This window comes from Neisseria sp. P0008.S004, from assembly GCF_051962755.1.
In the GTDB taxonomy this organism is placed as follows: domain Bacteria; phylum Pseudomonadota; class Gammaproteobacteria; order Burkholderiales; family Neisseriaceae; genus Neisseria; species Neisseria subflava_A.
This window is the reverse complement of the sequence record NZ_JBQCUZ010000006.1, coordinates 25,694-47,720: the sequence shown is the minus strand read 5'-3', so window position 1 is coordinate 47,720 and position 22,027 is coordinate 25,694. Positions and strand designations below refer to the sequence as shown.

At 49.5% G+C, this 22,027-nt stretch carries 26 protein-coding genes and 1 pseudogene; 10 read left to right on the top strand and 17 right to left on the bottom strand.

Going from position 1 to position 22,027, the window contains the following annotated elements:
- Window positions 1-21: 21 nt before the first annotated feature.
- The 4 genes from ACTHSW_RS07620 to ACTHSW_RS07605 are packed head-to-tail and all read left to right on the top strand — an operon-like array spanning window position 22 to window position 5,109.
- A complete protein-coding gene (locus tag ACTHSW_RS07620; RefSeq protein ID WP_440373822.1) occupies window positions 22-3,159 on the top strand; it encodes a DUF3418 domain-containing protein in 3,138 nt (1,045 codons plus the stop codon).
- Window positions 3,160-3,197: 38 nt separating this feature from the next.
- Window positions 3,198-3,902 carry a hypothetical protein gene (locus ACTHSW_RS07615; RefSeq protein ID WP_440373821.1) on the top strand — a complete coding sequence of 235 codons (705 nt, stop codon included), beginning with the start codon at window positions 3,198-3,200 and terminating at the stop codon, window positions 3,900-3,902.
- Complete coding sequence (locus ACTHSW_RS07610; RefSeq protein WP_440373820.1) at window positions 3,899-4,495, top strand: hypothetical protein; 597 nt, start codon at window positions 3,899-3,901, stop codon at window positions 4,493-4,495. Before ACTHSW_RS07615 ends, ACTHSW_RS07610 begins: the two co-directional genes overlap by 4 nt.
- 14 nt (window positions 4,496-4,509) lie before the next feature.
- The gene (locus tag ACTHSW_RS07605) at window positions 4,510-5,109 is read left to right on the top strand and encodes a hypothetical protein (protein ID WP_440373819.1); all 600 of its coding nucleotides are present in this window, start codon (window positions 4,510-4,512) and stop codon (window positions 5,107-5,109) included.
- 216 nt (window positions 5,110-5,325) lie between these two features.
- Here ACTHSW_RS07605 and ACTHSW_RS07600 read toward each other — a convergent pair whose 3' ends face one another.
- The 3 genes from ACTHSW_RS07600 to ACTHSW_RS07590 form a co-directional block, all read right to left on the bottom strand.
- Window positions 5,326-6,096 carry a ParA family protein gene (locus tag ACTHSW_RS07600; RefSeq protein WP_003681348.1) on the bottom strand — a complete coding sequence of 257 codons (771 nt, stop codon included), beginning with the start codon at window positions 6,094-6,096 and terminating at the stop codon, window positions 5,326-5,328.
- A 67-nt stretch (window positions 6,097-6,163) separates the two neighbouring features.
- Window positions 6,164-6,793 (bottom strand): 16S rRNA (guanine(527)-N(7))-methyltransferase RsmG, encoded by a 630-nt coding sequence (rsmG, locus tag ACTHSW_RS07595; RefSeq protein WP_036493627.1) that lies wholly within the window; start codon window positions 6,791-6,793, stop codon window positions 6,164-6,166.
- Window positions 6,794-6,875: 82 nt separating this feature from the next.
- The gene (locus ACTHSW_RS07590) at window positions 6,876-7,370 is read right to left on the bottom strand and encodes a hypothetical protein (protein WP_070461252.1); all 495 of its coding nucleotides are present in this window, start codon (window positions 7,368-7,370) and stop codon (window positions 6,876-6,878) included.
- A gap of 432 nt (window positions 7,371-7,802) precedes the next feature.
- Between ACTHSW_RS07590 and ACTHSW_RS07585 the strand changes: the two genes are divergently transcribed.
- From ACTHSW_RS07585 to ACTHSW_RS07575, 3 genes are all read left to right on the top strand, one after another.
- A complete protein-coding gene (locus ACTHSW_RS07585; protein WP_070814109.1) occupies window positions 7,803-9,275 on the top strand; it encodes a malate:quinone oxidoreductase in 1,473 nt (490 codons plus the stop codon).
- Window positions 9,276-9,418: 143 nt separating this feature from the next.
- A complete protein-coding gene (trpC, locus tag ACTHSW_RS07580) occupies window positions 9,419-10,201 on the top strand; it encodes an indole-3-glycerol phosphate synthase TrpC (RefSeq protein ID WP_440373818.1) in 783 nt (260 codons plus the stop codon).
- A 64-nt stretch (window positions 10,202-10,265) separates the two neighbouring features.
- Window positions 10,266-10,637 (top strand): DUF488 domain-containing protein, encoded by a 372-nt coding sequence (locus ACTHSW_RS07575; RefSeq protein ID WP_070461249.1) that lies wholly within the window; start codon window positions 10,266-10,268, stop codon window positions 10,635-10,637.
- A 72-nt stretch (window positions 10,638-10,709) separates the two neighbouring features.
- On the opposite strand, the gene ACTHSW_RS07570 is transcribed toward ACTHSW_RS07575, so the two are convergent.
- From ACTHSW_RS07570 to ACTHSW_RS07535, 8 genes are all read right to left on the bottom strand, one after another.
- Complete coding sequence (locus ACTHSW_RS07570; RefSeq protein WP_440373817.1) at window positions 10,710-11,342, bottom strand: DUF421 domain-containing protein; 633 nt, start codon at window positions 11,340-11,342, stop codon at window positions 10,710-10,712.
- 14 nt (window positions 11,343-11,356) lie between these two features.
- Window positions 11,357-11,806 carry a DUF3290 family protein gene (locus ACTHSW_RS07565; protein ID WP_440373816.1) on the bottom strand — a complete coding sequence of 150 codons (450 nt, stop codon included), beginning with the start codon at window positions 11,804-11,806 and terminating at the stop codon, window positions 11,357-11,359.
- Between the two features lie 187 nt (window positions 11,807-11,993).
- Window positions 11,994-12,590, bottom strand: a complete 597-nt coding sequence (locus ACTHSW_RS07560; protein WP_003749374.1) for a DUF4240 domain-containing protein — start codon at window positions 12,588-12,590, stop codon at window positions 11,994-11,996.
- Window positions 12,591-12,635: 45 nt separating this feature from the next.
- Window positions 12,636-12,851 (bottom strand): DUF4177 domain-containing protein, encoded by a 216-nt coding sequence (locus ACTHSW_RS07555; protein WP_003749376.1) that lies wholly within the window; start codon window positions 12,849-12,851, stop codon window positions 12,636-12,638.
- A gap of 43 nt (window positions 12,852-12,894) precedes the next feature.
- Window positions 12,895-14,238, bottom strand: coding sequence for an argininosuccinate synthase (argG, locus tag ACTHSW_RS07550; RefSeq protein WP_036493659.1), 1,344 nt, complete (start codon window positions 14,236-14,238; stop codon window positions 12,895-12,897).
- A 126-nt stretch (window positions 14,239-14,364) separates the two neighbouring features.
- Entirely contained in the window at window positions 14,365-14,751 is a 387-nt protein-coding gene (locus tag ACTHSW_RS07545) for a hypothetical protein (RefSeq protein ID WP_070461245.1), read from the bottom strand.
- 9 nt (window positions 14,752-14,760) lie between these two features.
- Window positions 14,761-14,877 (bottom strand): hemolysin D, encoded by a 117-nt coding sequence (locus ACTHSW_RS07540; RefSeq protein ID WP_083290052.1) that lies wholly within the window; start codon window positions 14,875-14,877, stop codon window positions 14,761-14,763.
- Window positions 14,878-15,021: 144 nt separating this feature from the next.
- Window positions 15,022-15,483, bottom strand: a complete 462-nt coding sequence (locus ACTHSW_RS07535; RefSeq protein ID WP_004467569.1) for a hypothetical protein — start codon at window positions 15,481-15,483, stop codon at window positions 15,022-15,024.
- A 186-nt stretch (window positions 15,484-15,669) separates the two neighbouring features.
- Between ACTHSW_RS07535 and ACTHSW_RS07530 the strand changes: the two genes are divergently transcribed.
- The 3 genes from ACTHSW_RS07530 to ACTHSW_RS07520 are packed head-to-tail and all read left to right on the top strand — an operon-like array spanning window position 15,670 to window position 18,071.
- Window positions 15,670-16,482 (top strand): competence/damage-inducible protein A, encoded by an 813-nt coding sequence (locus tag ACTHSW_RS07530; protein WP_070461244.1) that lies wholly within the window; start codon window positions 15,670-15,672, stop codon window positions 16,480-16,482.
- Window positions 16,482-17,108: a phosphatase PAP2 family protein gene (locus tag ACTHSW_RS07525; protein ID WP_070461243.1), complete on the top strand. Its 627-nt coding sequence runs from the start codon at window positions 16,482-16,484 to the stop codon at window positions 17,106-17,108. Before ACTHSW_RS07530 ends, ACTHSW_RS07525 begins: the two co-directional genes overlap by 1 nt.
- Before the next feature lie 12 nt (window positions 17,109-17,120).
- A complete protein-coding gene (locus ACTHSW_RS07520) occupies window positions 17,121-18,071 on the top strand; it encodes a YheT family hydrolase (protein WP_063076203.1) in 951 nt (316 codons plus the stop codon).
- 94 nt (window positions 18,072-18,165) lie between these two features.
- Here the strand turns inward: ACTHSW_RS07520 and ACTHSW_RS07515 are convergent, their stop codons facing one another.
- The 6 genes and pseudogenes from ACTHSW_RS07515 to ACTHSW_RS07490 all read right to left on the bottom strand — a co-directional run bounded on the left by ACTHSW_RS07515 (window position 18,166) and on the right by ACTHSW_RS07490 (window position 22,010).
- A complete protein-coding gene (locus ACTHSW_RS07515; RefSeq protein WP_003684039.1) occupies window positions 18,166-18,459 on the bottom strand; it encodes a helix-turn-helix domain-containing protein in 294 nt (97 codons plus the stop codon).
- Window positions 18,460-18,863: 404 nt separating this feature from the next.
- Window positions 18,864-19,667: pseudogene (map, locus tag ACTHSW_RS07510) on the bottom strand (type I methionyl aminopeptidase); the annotation flags it as partial.
- 39 nt (window positions 19,668-19,706) lie between these two features.
- The gene (locus tag ACTHSW_RS07505; protein WP_070645258.1) at window positions 19,707-20,312 is read right to left on the bottom strand and encodes a hypothetical protein; all 606 of its coding nucleotides are present in this window, start codon (window positions 20,310-20,312) and stop codon (window positions 19,707-19,709) included.
- A gap of 67 nt (window positions 20,313-20,379) precedes the next feature.
- Entirely contained in the window at window positions 20,380-20,991 is a 612-nt protein-coding gene (locus tag ACTHSW_RS07500; protein ID WP_070461240.1) for a BON domain-containing protein, read from the bottom strand.
- Window positions 20,992-21,064: 73 nt separating this feature from the next.
- A complete protein-coding gene (locus ACTHSW_RS07495; protein ID WP_003749391.1) occupies window positions 21,065-21,658 on the bottom strand; it encodes a phosphoheptose isomerase in 594 nt (197 codons plus the stop codon).
- Between the two features lie 4 nt (window positions 21,659-21,662).
- The gene (locus ACTHSW_RS07490) at window positions 21,663-22,010 is read right to left on the bottom strand and encodes a YraN family protein (RefSeq protein ID WP_070645256.1); all 348 of its coding nucleotides are present in this window, start codon (window positions 22,008-22,010) and stop codon (window positions 21,663-21,665) included.
- Between the last annotated feature and the right edge of the window lie 17 nt (window positions 22,011-22,027).

Here is a 22,027-nt window from a genome sequence, read left to right as displayed (position 1 = left end):
AGATGCCCGACCGACAAGACTATGCAAAATATGAAAAACCAAGTACGCGGATCAGGCATGGATGCACGATCCAATCCAGTCAATGTTTCAGACGGCCTGCAAAATAGTTCGGGCCATATCGGTGCCAACACGCGCTACCGCCTGACCAAACTCGGCGAACAAATGGCGCGCCTGCCTATCGACCCGAAAATCGCGCGCATTTTGCTGGCGGCGAAGAAACACGACTGCATGGCGGAAATATTGGTGATCGCGTCCGCGCTGTCGATTCAAGACCCGCGCGAGCGGCCGCTGGAAGCGCGCGATGCCGCGGCCAAGGCGCATGAACGCTTTACCGACAAGCAATCCGACTTCCTTGCCTATCTGAATATTTGGGACAGCTTCCAGCGCGAGCGCGATAAAGGCTTGTCCAACAAGCAGCTGGTGCAGTGGTGTCGCCAATATTTCCTGTCACACCTGCGTATGCGCGAATGGCGCGAGCTGCATCACCAGCTTGCCCAAACCGCGATTGAAATGGGTTTGACCACTAAAGAAGCAGCGTTTCGACAACCTTCTACCCAAGAGCAATTAAGGCCGTCTGAAAGCCAAGGCGACCAAGATTTGGCGGCCAAACTCAAACAAAAACAACTGGATAAGAAACAACATCGCGCACAAATCCGTGCCGCCAAAGAAGCCGGCTACGAACAAATCCACCGCGCCCTGCTGACCGGCCTTATCGCCAACGTTGGCATGAAATCGCCCGACGGCAACGACTATACTGGCGCGCGCGGCAGCCGTTTCCACCTTTTCCCTGCATCAGCCCTGTTCAAAGCCAAGCCCAAATGGGTGATGGCGGCAGAATTGGTTGAAACCACGCGCCTTTACGCGCGCGACGTCGCCGTTATCCAGCCCGAATGGATCGAGCAGGAGGCGCCGCACCTCGTCCGCTACCATTATTTCGAGCCGCACTGGGAACAAAAACGCGGCGAAGTCGTCGCCAGCGAACGCGTGACGCTTTACGGCCTGACCGTATTGCCGCGCCGCCCCGTGTCTTACGGCAAAGTTGCGCCCGAAGAAGCACGCGAAATCTTTATCCGCGGCGCATTGGTGGCGCAGGAAAGCAATCTTCAGACGGCCTTTTTTGCCCACAATAAAAAGCTGATTAAAGAAATTACCGAACTCGAACACAAGTCTCGTAAGCAAGACGTATTGGTCGATGACGAAGCCCTGTTTGCGTTTTATAACGAACGCCTGCCCGAGCTGGTGTGGAAAGACGCGAAAGGCGGCGTTTGGGGAAGCGAAGAATCCGTACGGCTTATTGAATCCGACAAAGCCGAAAGGTCGTCTGAAAATGAGCGCAACGAGTTTCGTAAAAACAAGCGTAATGGGTCTCGCCAAAATGAAAATCACGGCTACACCGTAGGTTGGGTTGAAAACCCAACATCAGCCGCAACTGCAAAAACTGTTGGGTTTGACAACCCAACCTACGCTACCCAGCAACCCACCCCCTCCCCCGCAGGGGAGGGTCGGGGAGAGGGCAAAACAGTTGCCACCCAAACCAACTTTTCCGCAACCTCAACAAACCCTCTCCCTAGCCCTCTCCCACAGGAGAGGGGACAGAGTGCCGCAGCTTCAACAGTTCCAGACGACCCCAAACCCAAAAAGCAGCCTGCACTCCCAAAAGGCCGTCTGAAACCTTTGCCCCTTGCCGATATTCGCACCTTTGAAGCCTGGCTCAAAACCGCCGAGCGCGACAATCCGCGTCTGCTGTTCCTCAGCCGCGACGATCTGATGCAACACGCCGCTGCGCACATTACCGAAGAGCAGTTCCCCAAATTCTGGCAAACCGCAGACGGCAAGTTCAAACTTTCCTACCGCTTCGAGCCGCACCATCCGCTCGACGGCGTGACCATGACCGTGCCGCTGACCGTCCTCAACCGCCTGCATGCGCCGTCACTCGAATGGCTGGTGCCCGGTATGTTGCGCGAAAAAATCCAGCTGCTGATTAAAGCACTGCCGAAGCAAATCCGCCGCATTTGCGTGCCCGTACCCGATTTCATTACCAAATTCCTCGAAAGCAATCCCGACCGCCAAACGGCCATTATTCCCCAGTTGGCGCACTTTATCGCCAAAAGCGCCGGCGATATGCGGATTCTCGAGCAAATCGACCAAGACGCATGGGCGGCGCAAAAATTGCCCGAACACTGCTATCTGAATCTGCGCATTATCGACGACGGCGGACAAGAGCTTGCCGGCGGCCGCAAACTGCACGAATTGCAACAACAACTCGGCCAAGCCGCCGCCGTCACCTTCCGCGACAACACGCAAGAATTCGAGCGCGACAACGTTACCGCATGGGACATCGGCACCCTGCCCGAATCCATCAAATTCGCCCGCGGCAAACAGCAGCTCACCGGCTACCTCGGCCTGCAAAAAGAAAAAGACGGCCGCATCGCCCTGCGCCTGTTTGATACCACAGAAGCCGCAGAGCAGGCACACCGTCAAGGCGTCATCGAATTGATGAAGCTGCAATTAAAAGAGCAGGTAAAAGATTTAAACAAAGGCATCCAAGGCTTCACCCAAGCCGCCATGCTGCTCAAACACATCAATGCCGACACCCTGCGCGACGACCTCACACAGGCCGTCTGCGACCGCGCCTTTATCGGCGAAGACGAGCTGCCGCGCAACGAAAAAGCCTTTAAAGAACAAATCAAACGCGCCCGCAGCCGCCTGCCCGCCGTCAAGGAAGCCCTCAGCCGCTACTTGCAGGAAACCGCAGCCGCCTATGCCGAACTGAACGGCAAACTCGGCAAACACCCATTGACCCACCTTCTAAGACTACGCCTGCAAACCTTGCTTGCCCCCGGCTTCGCCAGCCATACCCCATGGGCACAATGGCCGCGCCTCCCCATCTACCTCAAAGCCATGACCCTGCGCCTTGAAAAATACAGCAGCAACCCCGCCCGCGATGCAGCCCGCGAAGCCGATATTCAAGAGCTGGAGCAAATGTGGCAGGAAAAAACCGACGGCTTGGTGAAACAAGGACAACCCGTTTCAGATGACCTCGCTGCGTTTAAATGGATGATTGAAGAATTGAGGGTGTCGCTGTTTGCGCAGGAATTGAAGACACCGTATCCGGTGTCGGTGAAGCGGTTGTTGAAGGTATGGGAGGGGTTAAGGTAAAATGAGCCAGTAAGTATTTTAAATAATAGGACTCTAAAATGCAGCCTTTGTCATATCAATTTTTCATTTTTAATCAAAAATTTAGATTTTTGCGCCCAGAAAATTCAGATGATCTAAGTTTTATAAGAACATTTGATGAGTATCTTCCTCAAATAAATTCAGGAGTAGAAATTCAGTTTGATAATAATGAAGTAAAACAAGTCAAAGTTGAGTCATGTGACTTAAGATCTATTGATAAAAAATGGAAAATTAGTTTTCAAGTGAACCAAATTTTAATTATGTATGATCATTTATACCCAGATGATAATTTTTCTATATTAGAATTTAATAATAAAGCACTTGAATTAATAAAAAAAATTGGAGAAAAATTTTCATTTAATTCTTGCAATCGATTAGGATTTATTCAAAACTCAATTGAAAGTGAAAAAAGGAAAATTGATGAATTCTGCAAAGAGAATAATCAACATATTCTACTTGATAAAAGTGTTCAAAAAGTTTATAGAATAAAACCACATATTGAGCTAACAGGATTAGAGGAGGAATTTAATTTTTTAGAGAATACAAATTTTTCACTTAACTCTAAACTTAAAACAATTACTAATGAAACCCACGATGTTAATGGACTGCATTATATTTTTGACATCAATACATTAACTGAAAATTTGACTCCTAGATTTAATCTTGAACATATAGGACTATTCCTATCTAATATTGAAAACATTCTTAGGGGGGATTCATTATGAATATAGCTATATACAAAACAAAAGAAATTGATCACTATAAGAAAGATAAAGATACAAATATTTTGTTTAATGCGTCATATTCTTCATCTAATAAAAATTCATATTTTGGTAAATTTAGTTCAAAATTTCCCCTCTCAGAAATAATTAATTCTGAATTTGAAAAAGGAATAAAGGAAAAATTTGAACCTGAATTTTTAAACTTTATTCTTAATTTTGAAGTGTTATTAGATAGAGATAGTTATATTGAAAAAAGGTTATTTTCTTTTTTTGATGAAAATCAGCATGTAACTTCGCACTGGTTTTCTGATATATATTATCAATATGCTGATAAATCATTTGTGCTAGTTAATTTATTAAAAATAATTGCTAAAATACATGATATTAAGTCATGTGAAACAATATCAAAATTTAGAATGTTTGTATTAGCTGCGTTGGGTCATAAAGATATAGAAGTAAAAGATTTTGCTTTGCAAGTTTTTGAATTATGGAATGATAAAAGTGTCTTAAAAGTACTGGAAAATATACCTCCTCTTGTTCCCGAATGGTTAGAAAATTATCGTCAAACTATTATTTCAGAGCTTATGTCTAGATAAGCTAGGATAAAATTATGCAGTATCTGATTAGAAAAATTACCAAATCTAAATGGAAGAACAGTGATGGTTCTCAACCTCTTACAAAATTAGAGCATCTCTCTTCTGATGCATTAACAAGATGCCTATTCACTCAAGATAGCTCACTTTCTTTTTGGGAGGCAACCATAACAGATACAGAATTGGACGAGTTAATAAGACTTCCAAAAAGGACTGTTGATTTAAATGCAGTAGATAATCTTCCAAAAGATATTCTAAAAGTTTTAGTTGCTTTATCTACAGGTGAAAATGTAACTAGATTCACTGCAACTGATATAGTATTTCTTAAAAAAGAAGAGCCTATATTTTTAGAACATAATATCCATCTCAGACAAAATGATGGTAATACTGTTTTTCAAAATTTAAAATCACTACATCTTGATCTAAGTAATTTAAATTATGAGAATTTCCCTATTGTTGTGGAAAAGATATTTAACTGTATAAACGATGGGAATATGTTTAGAATTACAGCGAGCGGAATTAAAAGCATTGTTCAAAACTATTTTAATGAGAATAAAGAAGAACAAAGTTCCATACCAGTAAAATGGTTAGAGGAAATGGAACTTGATTTTCAATAATCTGAGTCTAGACATAAACCGTAGCCTGCATCCGATTGTGTGTATTCTTTTCGTATACTCTACACTGTGAATCACAAAGGATTTGAAATCTATGCGTAAGGCGTGTGCGGTACGCACGCACGCGGTCTTTAAGAAATATTCTTCCCAATCAAACCAAAGGCCGTCTGAAAGTACTTTCTACCTTTCAGACGGCCTTTTCTATATTCATATCCCTGTTTATTTTTCCAAACGCGCAATCAGTTCATCAGCCAAGTCGAGATAAGCTTGGGTGCCTTTGGCGTGGGCATCGTAGGCTAGGGCGGGGAGGCCGTGGCTGGGGGCTTCGGCGAGGCGGATGTTGCGGGGGATGACGGTATCGAAGAGCAGGTTGCCGAAGTGTTGTTTGAGCTGTTCGCTGACTTCGACGACGAGGCGGCTGCGGCTGTCGTACATGGTGCGGACGATGCCGGTTACATCGAGGTCGGGGTTGATGGCTTGGCGGATTTTGCGGACGGTGGCCACTAAGTCGGAAATGCCTTCGAGGGCGTAGTATTCGCAAAGCATGGGGACGATGACGCCGTTGGCGGCGACCAGGCCGTTGAGGGTGAGCAGGGTCAGGGACGGGGGGCAGTCGATGAGGACGTAGTCGTAGTTGTCGGCAACGAGCTGCAGGGCGTTTTTGAGGCGGATTTCGCGTGCGATTTCTTGGACGAGTTCGACTTCTGCGCCGGCCAGTGTGCGGTTGGCACCCAATACGTCGTAGCCGCCTTCTTTGCTGCGGACGACGGCGTTGGGGATGTCGGTTTCGCCGAGGACAACTTGGTAAACGCCGTTTTCGATGGTGGCTTTATTGATGCCGCTGCCTGTGGTGGCGTTGCCTTGGGGGTCGAGGTCGACGACGAGGACGCGGCGGCCTTTGGAGGCCAAGGAGGCGGCTAGGTTGACGGTGGTGGTGGTTTTGCCGACTCCGCCTTTTTGGTTGGCGACGGCGAGGATTTGTGCGCTCATGTGCTTTGCTGTCGTGTTAAGTGTGGATGGCTGGATTGTACCGTTATTCGGTATGCTTGGGTTGTTTTCAGACGGCCTTTTTGCGGATGATGACGATATGGCGTTCGGCATTGAGTTGGGGGACGTGCAATGCTTCGACTTTTTCGACGGCGACGCTTTCGGGCAGTTTGTCGATTTCTTCTTGCGGATATACGCCTTTCATGGCTGCCCAGTAGCCGCCGTCTTTGAGGAGGTGCTCTGTCCAGTTGACGAAGTCGGCGAGTTCGGCAAAGGCACGGCTGGTGATGACGTCGGCGCGGCAGTCGGCGGCGGCTTCTACGCGGCCGCTGATGACGCGGACGTTTTTTAGGCCGAGTTCGATGACGGCTTGTTGCAGAAAGGCGGTTTTTTTGGTGTTGGCATCGAGGAGGGTGATGTCGAGGTCAGGGCGGCAGATGGCGGTGGGTATGCCGGGCTGTCCGCCGCCGGAGCCGACGTCGAGCATGGTTTGTGCGTGTTCGATATAGGGCAGGAGGGTCAGGCTGTCGAGCAGGTGGTGGCTGACGGTTTGGGCGGGATCGCGTAGGGCGGTCAGGTTGTAGGTTTTATTCCACTTTTGCAGCAGGGCGGCATAGTCTAGCAGTTTGGCCTGTTTGGCTTCGTCGATGTCCAAACCCAGTGCCTGTATGCCGTCGCGGAGCTGTTGCGCCTGATTCATTTGTTATTCCTTATTGGTTAAAACGCGTTGGATGTAATGGTAACGGAAAGCATGCCGTCTGAAAATGTTTGTGCTTGTTGAATCAACGTTTCATCTTGTGAAAGACGATGGGCTGTTCCGGCGCGCGCGTGAGCTGTTTGGGCAGGGTCAGCATGGCGATGATCCATACGGAGAGGGTGTAGTAAAACACGCCTTGCCCGAGCATACCGGCCAATGCGGCATTGCCTAAGATGGCTTCAAAAATCAAGCCTGCCGCCGCTGAGGCACACGCTGCGACACCGGCAAGGAATAGGGCGTAACGCGAATGCCGGCGCATCATTTTTTTATACGCCAGCTTAGTCAGTCCGCCGGCAATCGGCAGGTTGAGGAAGGCAAACATGCCGCAGACAAACCATGCGACGGAGTCCTGCCAACCGCTTTGCCATGCCCACGCGCCATCTTTGACCGTTATCAGCAGGCCTTGGCCGTCTGAAAAGGCGATTTGCACGATATTGTGCAATATCATCGCCAGCGGCAGAGTGAGGAACATCAGTGCGACCAATAGGGGGCGGTAGGGCTTTTCTTGAGTCAGGTACATGGCGGCTTGCCTTGTTGTGGGATAAGTCGAAATGATAGCAGATTGGCGGTTGATTCACGTTTGTTAGCGCTGAAATTGCTGACAAAAACGGTCAATTAAAAAAGAAATGAAAAATTCTTTTTTCTTGGCAAACGTTGGTAGATAAAGGTTAAGAAAACGTTTTCAGACGGCCTAATCTCTTATTTTTATATGAACCGAACAGAAAATCTTTGCATTTCTCCGTAAAATCTACTAAATTCTCAATAACATATTATAAAGACCTGAAATCTGGAACCCAAACCGAAACTGCCTCCCGCTATTTACGCTCGGAAACTCAGCAGGCAACAAAAGTTTCACACACTACAAAAACAAAGCAATTCCTCTGAAATCAGTTGTTTATAATGATAGATAACCACAAGGCAAACCATGCCTGACTTTAGTAGGAGTAAAACCATGGCTGAAGCAACCGATGTCGTATTAGTAGGCGGCGGCATTATGAGCGCCACTTTGGGCGTATTGCTCAAAGAACTCGAACCATCTTGGGAAATCACCCTGATCGAACGCTTGGAAGATGTAGCGTTGGAATCATCAAATGCATGGAATAATGCCGGTACGGGACACTCTGCGCTGTGTGAATTGAACTATGCGCCCCTGACTGCCGACGGCACGATCGATCCGACCCGCGCCCTCAATATTGCCGAACAATTCCATATCAGCCGCCAATTTTGGGCGACTTTGGTCGAAGAAGGCAAACTGACCGACCGCACTTTCATCAATTCCGTCCCCCATATGTCGCTGGTGATGAACGCCGACCATTGCAGTTATCTGCAAAAACGTTTCGACGTGTTCAAAAACCAAAAACTCTTTGAAAAAATGGAGTTTTCTACCGACCGCGCCAAAATTGCCGAATGGGCGCCGCTGGTTGTCAACGGCCGTGATGAAAACCAATCCATCGCCGCCAACTACTCCGCCGAAGGCACAGACGTCGATTTCGGCAGCCTGACCCGCCAGATGGTCAAATACTTGAGCGACAAAGGCGTAAAAATCAAATTCAACCGTCATGTCGACGACCTCAACCGCGAATCGGACGGCGCGTGGGTGCTGAAAACCAGCAGCACCAAAGACGATGACGACCCGTTGACACTCCGCACCCGTTTCGTCTTCCTCGGCGCAGGCGGCGGCGCACTGACCCTGCTGCAAAAATCTGGTATCCCCGAAGGCAAAGGCTACGGCGGCTTTCCGGTTTCCGGCCTCTTCTTCCGCAACAGCAATCCTGAAACGGCCGCGCAACACAACGCCAAAGTGTACGGCCAAGCCTCCGTCGGCGCGCCCCCTATGTCCGTTCCGCATTTGGATACTCGCAACGTGGACGGCCAACGCCATTTGATGTTCGGTCCGTATGCAGGCTTCCGCCCCAACTTCCTCAAACAAGGCTCGCTCATGGATTTGCCGATGTCCATCCACATGGACAACCTCTATCCTATGCTCCGCGCCGGTTGGGCTAATATGCCGCTGACCAAATACCTCTTGGGCGAATTGCGTAAAACCAAAGAAGAACGCTTCACTTCGCTCTTAGAGTATTATCCGGAAGCCAATCCTGACGATTGGGAACTGATTACCGCCGGTCAACGCGTACAAATCATCAAAAAAGACCCGAAAAAAGGCGGCGTACTCCAATTTGGTACCGAAATCGTCGCTCATGCCGACGGCTCGCTGGCCGCATTGCTGGGCGCGTCCCCAGGCGCATCAACCGCCGTACCTTTGATGATTAAGCTGATCAACCAATGCTTCCCAGATCATGCCGAATCATGGTCAGGCCGTCTGAAAGAATTGGTGCCCGGCTACGGTATCAAGCTGAACGACAATCCGACTTTGGCGGACGAAATCATCAGCCACAACGCGTCCGTTTTGGGCATTCATCACTAAATTGAAGCAGACACAAAGGCGGGCATTCTTGCCCGCCTTTTTTCAAACCATTAAAATAGCGGCATTCAGGCCGTCTGAAATCTAATCTGCAGCAGCATGTTGCACGATTCAAACCCGAAAATCAGCCCCAATAGAAAAACGCCATGACCGATATTCTCAACAAAATCCTTGCCACCAAAGCAGAAGAAGTGGCCGCCCAAAAAGCCGCCGTTTCCTTGGAAGACATCAAAGCCCAAGCGCAGGCTGCTGCGCCGGTTCGCAGCTTTATCGGCTCGATCCGTGAAAAACACGCGCAGAATCTACCTGCCATTATTGCCGAAGTCAAAAAAGCCAGCCCGAGCAAAGGCCTGATCCGTCCTGATTTTCATCCTGCCGAAATCGCCGTTGCCTATGAAAAAGCCGGCGCGGCCTGTTTGTCCGTGTTGACGGACGAACCTTATTTCCAAGGCTCGCCCGAGTATTTGAAACAGGCGCGTGCGGCCGTGGTGCTGCCGGTCTTGCGTAAAGACTTTATCATCGACGAATACCAAATCTATCAGGCGCGCGCGTGGGGTGCGGATGCGATTCTTCTGATTGCCGCCGCACTGGAAGCCGGGCAGCTTGAGCGTTTTGAAGCCGTTGCCCACGAATTGGGCATGACTGTCTTGTTGGAGTTGCACGATGCGTCCGAGCTGGAAAAATGCCGCAACATGACCACGCCGTTGTGGGGCGTCAACAACCGCAACCTGCGTACGTTTGAAGTAACCTTGCAACAAACCCTCGACCTTTTGCCCGAATTAAACGGCAAAACCGTTGTCACCGAAAGCGGCATCCGCAACAAAGAAGACGTCGATTTCATGCGCGGCCACGGCGTGCATACTTTCCTGATCGGCGAAACCTTTATGCGTGCCGACGACATCGAAGCCGAAGTCAAAAAACTGTTCTAAACCCTAAAAAACATCAGGCCGTCTGAATTTTCAGACGGCCTGAATCCATTGGAGACGAGAAAAAATGTTTACCGTACAACGCATTTACGCTTATCAGCCCAATCCCGAACAGGCTGCTGTCTTTATCGACCGCCTCTATCCGCGCGGCGTTCATAAAGAAGTTTTCGCTACGGCACTTTGGTTGAAAGACATTACGCCCAGTGCAAACCTACGCCGCTGGTATCATGAAAATCCGGCTCAAAATTTTGACGGTTTTGTCAGCCGTTATCACGAAGAGCTGCAAGGCGATGTCGAGCAGGCCGCCATCAAGCGGCTGCTGGATTTGGAAAAACAGCACGGCAATATCTTGTTGCTGACCGCCGTCAAAGACCCCCGACATTCCCACGTTTCCGCGCTGGCTCAATTTTTGGGCGCAACGTTTGAATATCGCGATTAAAAAATCAGTGTTTGGGCTGAATGCAAAAAGGCCGTCTGAAATCAAGGTTTCAGACGGCCTGCTATTTTCAAATCAAGAAGGATAAGGGTGTGCCACCAATTTTCCGTCTATGTATTCACCGATATAGACTTGTGAGGCTTCAAGGTGGAGGCGCTCGAGTTCCTGTTGCAGCCATTCTTCATCACGCTTAATGATTTCGAGGATGTCGGGGTCAACTTGGCCGTCTGTAATCAGTGGATAGCGCAGGCTTTCGTCGCCGTACTTAATGACGGCGAGCTGGCCGTTTTGTTCCATCACGGCACGTTTGACGGCAGAGATTTCGTAGATGCCGGCGGCGCGGAGTTTGAACATGAGGTCGTGTGCGCTGATGCCGTTTTTCATGCATTCATCGGTTTGGATTTTGCCGTTGACGATAACCCAGACGGATTTGCCGTCAATTACGGATTTGACCCAGCGGTTGTGGTTTTTGATGAATTTCAGGCTCAAGACCAACAGCGTCCACAAAATCAGCACGAGGAAAAATTGCAACAGGCCGACGCTGTCGCTGTAAATCACGCCGCCGATGATGCCGCCGAGTACATAGTTTTGCACTTGGTCCATGGCGGAGGTCGGTGCGAGGTTGCCTTTACCTAAGAGGTTGATTTGCAAAATCAAACCTAAAATACCCATCAGTAGTTTGAGGGCGAGCAGGGAGTATGCTTCCATGTGTGTGTATCCTGTTATTCTTTATCGATGAGTTCGATATTGTTGTTGACCAAATTGATGGGCGTCAGCGTGTAGGCGGAGAAGTCTTGATTGAAATGGACTTCGTAGTATTGGTTTTTGATGCCGATAATCATGCCGTTGGACAGACGCGTGCTGTTGACGATGATGTCTTGTTTTTCAACCTTTTGGTTTTCAATCAAGGCATCGAGAAAGCCAACCATGCGCGAAGTGTCGGCGGCGAAGTTTTGACGTTCGCTGTACGAAAGATATTGCGTGCCGCAGATGAGGATGAGCAGCAACAGTGCAATAATGCTCAGGTCGCGGTATTTGGTGTCCATGCGGTGGCGCAGGTATTGCGATACGGCGAGCAGGAGGACGACAAGGGCGGCGAAAATCAGGACGTATTTCAAGTAGTCGTTGAAATACATATGGTTTTCAAGATAAAAGTGGGAAAAGAATTTCATGGTATTCAGTAGCTTTGAGGAGGGTAATCAGGCCGTCTGAAACTTACATTTCAGACGGCCTTGTCTATTAAACAAGGATTTTGCGTCAAGGTTTCGGATAAAGCATACATGGTGCTTCCCGAAGCAGTATCAGTTGATAAATCCGTCGTCCTTCATTTTCTTTTCGGATATGTATTTAATTGTACATTCATACACATATATATTTTTGATAGGTATTGGGTAGTATCACGGCAAGATCTTCCAGTGTCCAATTTCTATTGGACTGAAAGGTGGGAGAGTTTAATTCTTGCTGTTCGATTTTTTGCCACTCTGTGTTGGCTTTTGGGGCGAATTCTTTGGTAGTTTTTTCGAATGCGCGAATACCGATACGGTTTCTCTTGCTGTATATTCTGCCTGCCAAGTAACGTTGTTCAGGAAACTCATGCTCATGCCCCTTCAAGTTACCACTGCAATAGTTTTGAGTAGCTTCAGTATCAGCCAGCCGATCGGCATCGTGTAAAACAGCAAGATAGTGGCTTTTACCTTGCAAAATCAGCCAAGCTGCGAAGCCATAAGTATTGTATTTATGCTTACCACCGTACACCAAAGATAGCGCAGACCAAATTAATCTATTGGGACTGGCAATAATTGTGCATTCGTACATCTTAAAGAAATAATCAAAATATAATAAATCCTCATCTGGTAAAGATTCCAATAACCGATTCAAGTTTTGGTTGAATTCTCCAATATTGCGAGATTCAGGACGTGCTTGATCAATGATGTTCCAAAAATCGTTGATTGTCATGGCTCCAATCTTCCGAACAATCCGAGACAGGCATAGACGCCGAGTTTAAACACGTTCTTTTTCCAAAATGACGACGTAGGCTTCACGCACGAAAAACAGCAGCATGCGGCGCTGATCTTTTTCCATGGTAACGACCTTCCAGCCTTGCGAAGCGTGGCTGTTGAGGAAATCGCTGAATTTGACCGGATTGATTTTGGCGCTGCCAAAAACCAAACTGGAAAGCAGGTTCTCTTGATAAATGACGGCTTTATATTCTTTCATTTTATTCCTTTAAAATAAGGGGGCCTTAAGGCCCCCCATGATTCTACTCCTTATTGTTCAACTGCGGCAATACGGAACCTTCGCCCAAGGACAACAAACCGCTTTGCGAGTAAATACCCAGTTTGGCGCGGGTATCGGTGATGTCGAGGTTGCGCATGGTGAGCTGGCCGATGCGGTCGAGCGGGGTGAATGCGGCGTCTTCAACTTTTTCCATGCTCAGGCGTTCGGGTTGGTAGGTCAGGTTGGGCGATTCGGTGTTCAGAATCGAATAGTCGTTGCCGCGGCGCAGTTCGAGGGTAACTTCGCCGGTGATGGCTTTGGCAACCCAGCGTTGGGCGGTTTCGCGCAACATGAGGGCTTGGCTGTCAAACCAGCGGCCTTGGTAGAGCAGGCGGCCGAGACGCAGGCCGTTGATGCGGTATTGTTCGATGGTGTCCTCGTTGTGGATACCGGTTACCAAGCGTTCGTAGGCGATGTGGAACAACGCCATGCCCGGGGCTTCGTAGATGCCGCGCGATTTGGCTTCGATGATGCGGTTTTCGATTTGGTCGCTCATGCCCAAGCCGTGACGGCCGCCGATGCGGTTGGCTTCGAGGAAGAGTTCGACAGGATCGGCGTATTCTTTGCCGTTTAATGCAACCGGCACGCCTTCTTCAAAGCGCACGCTGACTTCTTCGGGTTTGACTTCGACGTTTTCGTCCCAGAAGGCAACGCCCATGATAGGCTTAACGATTTTGATGCCGCTGTTGAGAAATTCCAAGTCTTTGGCTTCGTGCGTCGCGCCGAGCATATTGGAGTCGGTGGAGTAGGCTTTCTCCACCGACATTTTGTAGTTGAAGCCGTTGGCAATCAGAAATTCGCTCATTTCGTGGCGGCCGCCAAGTTCGTCGATAAATTGTTGGTCGAGCCAAGGTTTGTAGATTTTCAGCGCGGGATTGGTCAAGAGGCCGTAGCGGTAGAAACGCTCGATGTCGTTACCTTTGTAGGTGCTGCCGTCGCCCCAAATATTGACGTCGTCTTCCTTCATGGCGGAAACGAGCATGGTGCCGGTAACGGCGCGGCCCAGAGGCGTGGTGTTGAAGTAGGCGATGCCGCCGGTGGAAACGTGGAATGCGCCGCATTGGATGGCGGCGATGCCCTCGTGTGCCAACTGCGCGCGGCAGTCAATCAGGCGGGCATTTTCTGCGCCGTATTCCATCGCTTTTTTAGGAATAGCGTTGTAATCGTCTTCGTCAGGTTGGCCGAGGTTGGCGGTGTAGGCGTAAGGCAGTGCGCCTTTGAGTTTCATCCACAACAGCGCGGCAGAGGTATCAAGACCGCCGGAGAAGGCGATGCCGACTTTTTGACCGACGGGGAGATTTTGTAAAATGGTATGGTTTTGGCTCATTGGGATTCCTCCAGACTTGAAAAGTTGAAACCATTATCTTATAAATGGATAAGATAATCTACTTTGATGCCGTCTGAAAAAGCATTCAGGTTTTCAGACGGCATTTGTCCGCAATTATTGATGGTGCTATCTGACGCTGAATGCAATGAAGCATACTGCCCAAACCGAAGCAGCTGCCAAAGGCCACAACAAGTAGCCTTTTTGCCCGGTCAAACGCCACATTTCATCTGCATTGGTTGCAACAAAAAACAACCACAAAAAACCAAGTAAAATATCCGTAAAGACTGCCAGTGAAAAAATCATACGGTTTGCAGGCAAGAGGCTGAATGCGTTCAGAACAACCCATTGTATAAAAAATGTGGAAAGCGTAGCATATTTGGCGCGAAAATTGACTGCCCGTTTGTCTTGATGAATTTTACGGCGAATAATCAAATACTGAACAATCAGCACAAACGTACACACAAAAAGGCTGATAATGAACATGAAAAACGCAAAAATGCCGATTACAAACATGAGCCTCTCCTATCCGTTGCACCTATACCATAGCCAAGTGATGGCACCGAGTGCTTCGCTTTCGTTCCATTGTTCATTGGGGTAGAGTTTAGGGGAGATGATGTTTAGGGTTGTGATGGTGGGCATAGTTTAGAGGGGGGGTAAAACAAAAAAGGTAAGTGTAAGTGGTTTTAAGGCTGCCTGAAAGCGGATTAACAGCGAAAAAGAGAACGCGTGAGTGCGAGCACCCACGCTTGCTATCAGACAGACTGGCTACGCTGGCTATGCTTGTTATATATCTATATGGTTATATAGATATATAATTTTTTCACTCCATTCATTTGATTGTAGGGTATCTGTATCTTCAGCAATATACAAACCAATATCTTTTGACCAGAATGCATAAGTTTGTTGAATTATATCTATATTCTTCAGATAATTAAAATCTGAGAAAGCACCATCAAACATGCATATTATAGCTATTGGATTAAGCTGATTGATATTTAGTATTTCATCTTTAATTACATTAAATAAATCAATATTTTTGGAATATAAAAAATAAGATTCTGTTAAAAAAATATCATATTTCCACTCATTATTTTCAAGAATATATTTTTCAGATTTAATGCAACGTGATCTAGATTCCCATTGCTTTATATTTTCATGATTTCTGTCTTCTTTTAAAAAAATACCATAACACAATATAGAAAACTGGTCAGTACCACAATTTTTTAAAAAATCTATTATTTTCATTTAGTTACCACTAATTAGGTTTAATTGATTATTATCTGGTATAAAGCTTGCAATGACTTTATCCTTATACGGCCCATCTTTTGCAACAACAATAACAACGTATTTCCCATTTGATTTACCTAATAAGCAATATTGGAACAGTAATCATGGGAAATCATGAATAGCCTTTAGGCAGAAGGAAAGATTATGAAAGACCGACAGCATTTGTTCAACCTCATCATCATCGGCGATGAAATCCTGCACGGCAGCCGCCAAGACAAGCATTTCGCCTTTTTCAAATCTTTATTGGAATCGCGCGGGCTGAAACTCAATCAGGTGCAATATCTGCCCGATGAACCCGAATTGCTGGTCAAACAACTGCGCCGCAGTTTTTCAGACGGCCTGCCGACTTTCGTTACCGGCGGTATCGGCTCTACGCCTGACGACCACACGCGCCAAGCCGCAGCGGCTGCTTTGGATTTGCCCGTTGTCCGCCATCCTGAAGCCGCCAAGTTTATCGAAGGCGTAACCCTGAAACGCGGCGAGCCGCTCGATTCGCCGGAACACGCCCAACGCCTGAAAATGGCGGATTTTCCCGAAGGCGCGGAACTTGTGCCCAATCCGTTTAATAATATCGCCGGATTTTCCATCCGCGAGCATTATTTCTTCCCCGGTTTCCCCGTGATGGCGCACCCGATGGCGGAATGGGTATTGGAAACTTATTACGCCAACCGTTTCAACCAAACTGAACGCGGCAGCCGCAGCGTGTATGTGTTCGACCAACCCGAGTCGCGCATTACGCCGATTATGGAACATCTTGAGCGTACCTACGCCGGTGTCCGTTCTTACAGCCTGCCCACCGTGGGCCGTACCGATTCAGACGGCCGTTACACTCCGCCGCATATCGAGTTCGGCATCAAAGCGGAAGGTGAGGCCTGCCGCTTGTTGGATACGGCGTGGGAAGATGCGTTGCAGGGTTTGCAGGCGATTGGCGCGACTTTGAAAGAAACGGTGGAATAATGCACTTATCCCCGGCCCAATCCAGACGCGCACTGATTTTTGCCTCTTTGCTGTTTTTGCCGCCGACCCTCATCATCGGCATTTGGCTGGCGCAATATGGCGGCTTCGCTTTTGAACCGCCGCTGATGCACGCCGTCCATGCCCATGCGGGCACATGGTTTGACCCGATTGCCACCGTGTTGCACTATCTGGGCAAAACCGAGATTGCCGTGCCGCTGATCGGCGCAGTCGCCGCAGCCCTGTATTTTGCCGATAAGAAGCGCGAAGCACTGTTTTGCGTGTTGGCGGCATTGATGCCGACTTTGAACATGCTGATTGTGAAGGTTTGGTTTGCCCGCGAACGTCCGCTGCTTTGGCCGCGCCTGATTGAAGAGAGCAATTTTTCCTTTCCCAGCGGCCACAGTACGTTTTCCGCCGCCATTGCCGTCATGCTGATATTGCTTTGCCGCCGCACGCGCTACCGCCGCGCCGCTTGGATAGGCGGTATTTCCTTTGCCCTGCTGACCGGGTTTTCACGCATTTATTTGGGCGTGCATTATCCCACCGACGTTTGGGCAGGCTGGACAAACGGCACGCTGACTGCCTTGCTGGTGTATATGCTCATCTTCAGGCCGTCTGAAAAATAGAAGAAACGAATCATGAATACACGTTCACCCAACACGCCTTATTGGCTCAGAAACGGCCATGCCGACACCCTGTTTGCCAAGCTGCTGCAAGGCAAAGCGCCTGACTACCGCCGCGAGCTTCTGCCCGACAGCACCGGCAAAACCCAAGTTGCCTACGATTTTGTCGACAGCGCCGACCCCGATGCGCCGTTGGTGGTTTTGTTCCACGGACTGGAAGGCAGCAGCGAGAGCCATTACGCGGTCGAGTTGATGAAAGCCGTACAGCAGCGCGGTTGGAACGGCGTGGTTGCCCATTTCCGCAGTTGCGGCGGCATAGAAAACACCGCGCCCGTGTTCTACCATCTCGGCGATACGCCCGAAATCGCTTTTATGCTCAACACGCTGGCACAACGCTATTCAACCATCTACGCTGTCGGCGTTTCTTTGGGGGGGAATGCCCTGGCCAAATATTTGGGCGAGCAGGGCAGTAATGCCGTTCCGCGCGCATCTGCCGTCGTTTCCGCGCCGGTTGATGCCGTGGCCGCCGGTACACGTTTTGATCAGGGCATGACGCGCTTGATTTACACGCGCTATTTTTTAAATTCGCTGTTGCCGAAAGCCCAGGCGATTCCTCAGTTTCAGACGGCCTTAAGCCAGCAAAACTGCAAAACGCTTGGCGATTTTGACGACCGCTTTACCGCGCCGTTACACGGTTTTGCCGACCGTCATGATTACTACCGCCGCAATTCCTGCAAACCGTTTCTGAAAGGCGTAGATACGCCGTTGCTGCTGCTCAATGCCGTCAACGACCCCTTCCTGCCGCCAGAAGCCTTGCCGACCGGGCGGGACGTGTCCTCAGCCGTTACGCTGCTGCAACCGGCATACGGCGGTCATGTCGGCTTTGTCAGCCGCGATCAAGGCCGTCTGAATCTGCAATGGCTGCCGCAAACGGTGTTGGACTATTTCAAACAGTATCAGCCGTAAATGAAAAAGGGCATGTATGTGACATGCCCTTAGAGTGAAGAAAGTAAAAAGGCCGTCTGAAAACGAGTTTCAGACGGCCTTTTGAATAGCTTGATTATTTGCCTTTGTCGGCTTTGGCTTCTTTTTTCAGAGAAGCGTACAACTCAGGGTCGCGGTTTTTCAGTAAGGACGCAACGGCCAAGTCATCACGGTTTACTTTAGCCAAATCTACGCGCTCGATGTGTACCAAACGCAGCAATTCGCGTACAGGTTTAGGCATATTGCGGCCGGACTCGTAACGGGAACCACCGGATTGAGTCACACCAATGCGACTCCAGAAGTCCATTTGGTTCAGGCCGAGTTTTTTACGGATATCGCGGATATTTTCAATTTTTTCGAACGATTTCATGAATCTTCCTTATTGTGGTATTTAGTGTATGCCATTAGGCATAAAAAAGGTCTGCAAGAATGCCGGCATCCTTTTCCCTATTGTTTTTTGGGGTGATATGTGGGCGTATTGCAAATGGCTGATCTAGATAATTAGACAGTATATTCGAAAGAAGTTTTCTGCTGTCTGCCATAATTTGTGTAAATATTTCTTAATTCATTATTTCAGTAAAATTTTGTTATATAAATCATTAAATTATGCGTTTATCTTAGATATGGCATAAGCAAATTTTTACATAATTAAACAATTCAATATGGGTAAAAACTTAATTTCGAGTTTTTATTCGGTTTTCTGGATTGAGAATGCGAATAAATTTTAGGCCGTCTGAATCTATGTTTTCAGACGGCCTGAAGGTTTTTTCAAGGTTAAGGCTTACCGCTGGCAGGGCTGACGGTGAGGATTTCGTAGCCGGTTTCGGTAACCAAAACTTCGTGTTCCCATTGGGCGGAGAGGGAGCGGTCTTTGGTGACCACTGTCCAACCGTCGTTCAGGATGCGCAGATGGCGTTTGCCTTGGTTGATCATCGGCTCGATGGTGAAAATCATGCCCGGTTTGAGGACGAGGCCCTCACCTTTGCGGCCGTAGTGGACCACTTGCGGCGCTTCGTGGAAACCGCGGCCGATGCCGTGTCCGCAGAATTCCTGTACGACGGAATAGCCGGCATTTTCGGCAACCTGTTGGCAGGCATAGCCGACGTCGCCGAGGGTGGCGCCAGGTTTGACCGCTTCGATACCCGCCATCATGGAGGCGTGGGTCACGTCGATCAGGCGTTGGGCAATCGGGGAGACTTTGCCGACGGTAAACATACGGCTGGAGTCGCCGTGGAAACCGTCTTTTTTAATGGTCAGGTCGATGTTGACGATGTCGCCTTCTTTCAGCGGCTTGTCATCGGGAATGCCGTGGCAGATGACGTGGTTGACGGAGGTGCAGCAGGATTTCGGGTAAGGCGGGTTGCCGTAGTTGAGGGGGGCTGGATAACCACCTTGAACGTTGACGTGGTAGTCGTAAACGAGTTTGTCGATTTCGTTGGTGGTTACGCCGGGTTTGACGAATTGGCCGATGTAATCGAGGGCTTCGGCGACCAAGCGGCCGAGTTCGCGCATTTTTTCGATTTCTTCGGGGGTTTTGATGATGACTTTGTCCATGAGGTTTCCTTCTTGTTTCAGACGGCATAGAGGCCGTCTGAACGGGACGGGTGTGCCGTCTGTTTAAAACAGGTTGTCGAGATTGTCTTTATTGCGCGGTTTGGCTTGTGGTTTGGCCTCAGGCTCGGCTTTCGGAGTCGGTTTGGACTCGGGGACTTTGGCTTTTGCCGGTTTGTTTTCTACCGCTTGTGCGGCAGGTTTGCTGTCTGCGGCTTTGTTTGCTACCGGCTGGCTGTCTGCTTGAGGTGTGTTTTGAGCGGCAGGGCTGCTGTTGTCGGATTGTGTGTTTTCTGATTTGTCGGCTTCAGCGCGTTTGTTTTCAGTGCGTTTGCTGCGGTGTACAGTGGAGCGGTCGTTTTTTATACCTTCTTCCGCTTTTTCGCCTTTTTCGTCTTGTGGGACGACAGGATTGCCGGAGGCGGTTTTTGCGTCGCCGTCTTTGGCAGGTTGGACGGTTTCAGGTTCGACAGTGCCGTTGGGGCGCCAAACTTCAATGCGTGTGTCGGTTTGTTCGGCAGGACTTTTTTCGGGTACGTCGGTTTTACCGGAGTTTAGGGTGCTGAATACGCCGGCAACAAGGGCTGCGACGGCGATAAAGCTGACAAGGAATAAAGCGCGGATTAGGTGTTTGGGCTTAAGTTGGAAAGGGGTTTTATTATTCTTGGACATGATGTGGCGGGTAATCGTTGGAGGAATGGCCGTCTGAATATTCAGACGGCCCCGGGTTGCCTGTGAATCAGTTGGCAACGTAGTTTTGATAGAGGGTCACGACTTTTTGTACGCCGACGGTCGTGCTGACTTTTTGGGTCACGCGGGCTTGTTCGTCCGGCGTGAGGATGCCCATCACATAGGTCACGTTGCCGTAAGTCACGATTTTGACGCGTGCCTGGGTGGCCGGGCTGAGGCCCAACAGGGTGGCGCGGACTTTGGATGTACCCCAAGTATCGTTGGTCACATCACCGAACGAACGCGCTTGTGAGGCGACAGTAATGTAGTTGTACACGCCTTCTGCGGCTTGTTCGGAACGGGCGATGCGTTCAACAAATTGTTTTTCACCTTCGGTAGCCACTTGGCCGAGCAGGAGCAGGTGGCGGTTGTAGCCGACAACGTTCAGTTTGGGCTTGTAGCCTTGGACTTGGTTGTTTTGGCGCAGGTAGGAGCGTGCGGTGGTTTCGACGCGCAGTGCCATAACGTTGTCGTCGGTTTGCGCGCCTGTGGTGCGGCGGTCGACGGCGGATTTGGTGCCGACGGCTGCACCGCCGATCAGTGCGCCGACGCAGCCGCTCAGACTCAGGCTTAAGAGGGTCGCGGTCAGAACGGGGAGGGCGTAGCGTTTGATATTCTTCATATCCTTTTCCTTGGGTATGGACGGTTGGGTGTTCAGACGGCCTTTAAGGGATAGGCCGTCTGAAAAGAAAGGGTTACATGCCTTCAAGCAGGACGGAGTCGATGCAGTCGCACATGGCGTGAATCAGCAGGATATGGTTTTCCTGAATGCGGGCAGTACGCGGATAAGGGACGTTGAGTAAAACGTCGGTATCTTTGAGCATGGCGGCGATTTTTCCGCCGTCGCGGCCGGTCATGGCAATGACGTGCATGTCGCGTTCGTGTGCCGCTTTGATGGCTTCGATGACGTTGGCGGAATTGCCGGAGGTGGAGATGCCGACCAATACGTCGCCGGCACGTCCGAGCGCGCGCACTTGTTTGCTGAACACATGGTCGAAACCGTAGTCGTTGCCGATGGCGGTCAGGGCGGAAGTGTCCGTCGTCAGCGCGACAGCGGCCAATTCCATGCGTTCTTTTTCAAAACGGCCGGTCATTTCTGCGGCGAAGTGTTGCGCGTCGGCAGCCGAACCGCCGTTGCCGCAGGCCAGGATTTTGCCGTCGTTCATCAGGCATTGCAGCATCAGCTCGGCAGCCTGTGCGGTCGGCTCAACCAGTACTTTTTCAGCTTCCTGCTTGGCGCGGATACTCTCGGCAAAATGTGCGGAAACGCGTTCTTGTAATGTTGTCATGAGGTTAACCTGTAATATTTTGAATCCATTCGGGCGGGCCGTCGCCCTCGATCAGTACCGCATCCAGGCGGCAGGGCGCATGGTTTAACCCGTGCTTTTGCAGATAATACTCTACACTTCGTTGCAATTTCAATAATTTGGACGGCGAGATGCTGTATGCGGCACCACCGAAACCTCGGTTTTTGCGGTATTTTACTTCAACAAACACAATCGTACCGCCGTTTTTGACGATTAAATCGATTTCGCCGTAGGCGCAATGCCAGTTCCGCGCCAGCAGCGAGCAGTCTTTGCCCAGCAGGAATGCCAGCGCCGCATCTTCGGCCGCCGCCCCCTGTTTGTGGTTTAAGCGCATGAAAAGTTTACCCGTTA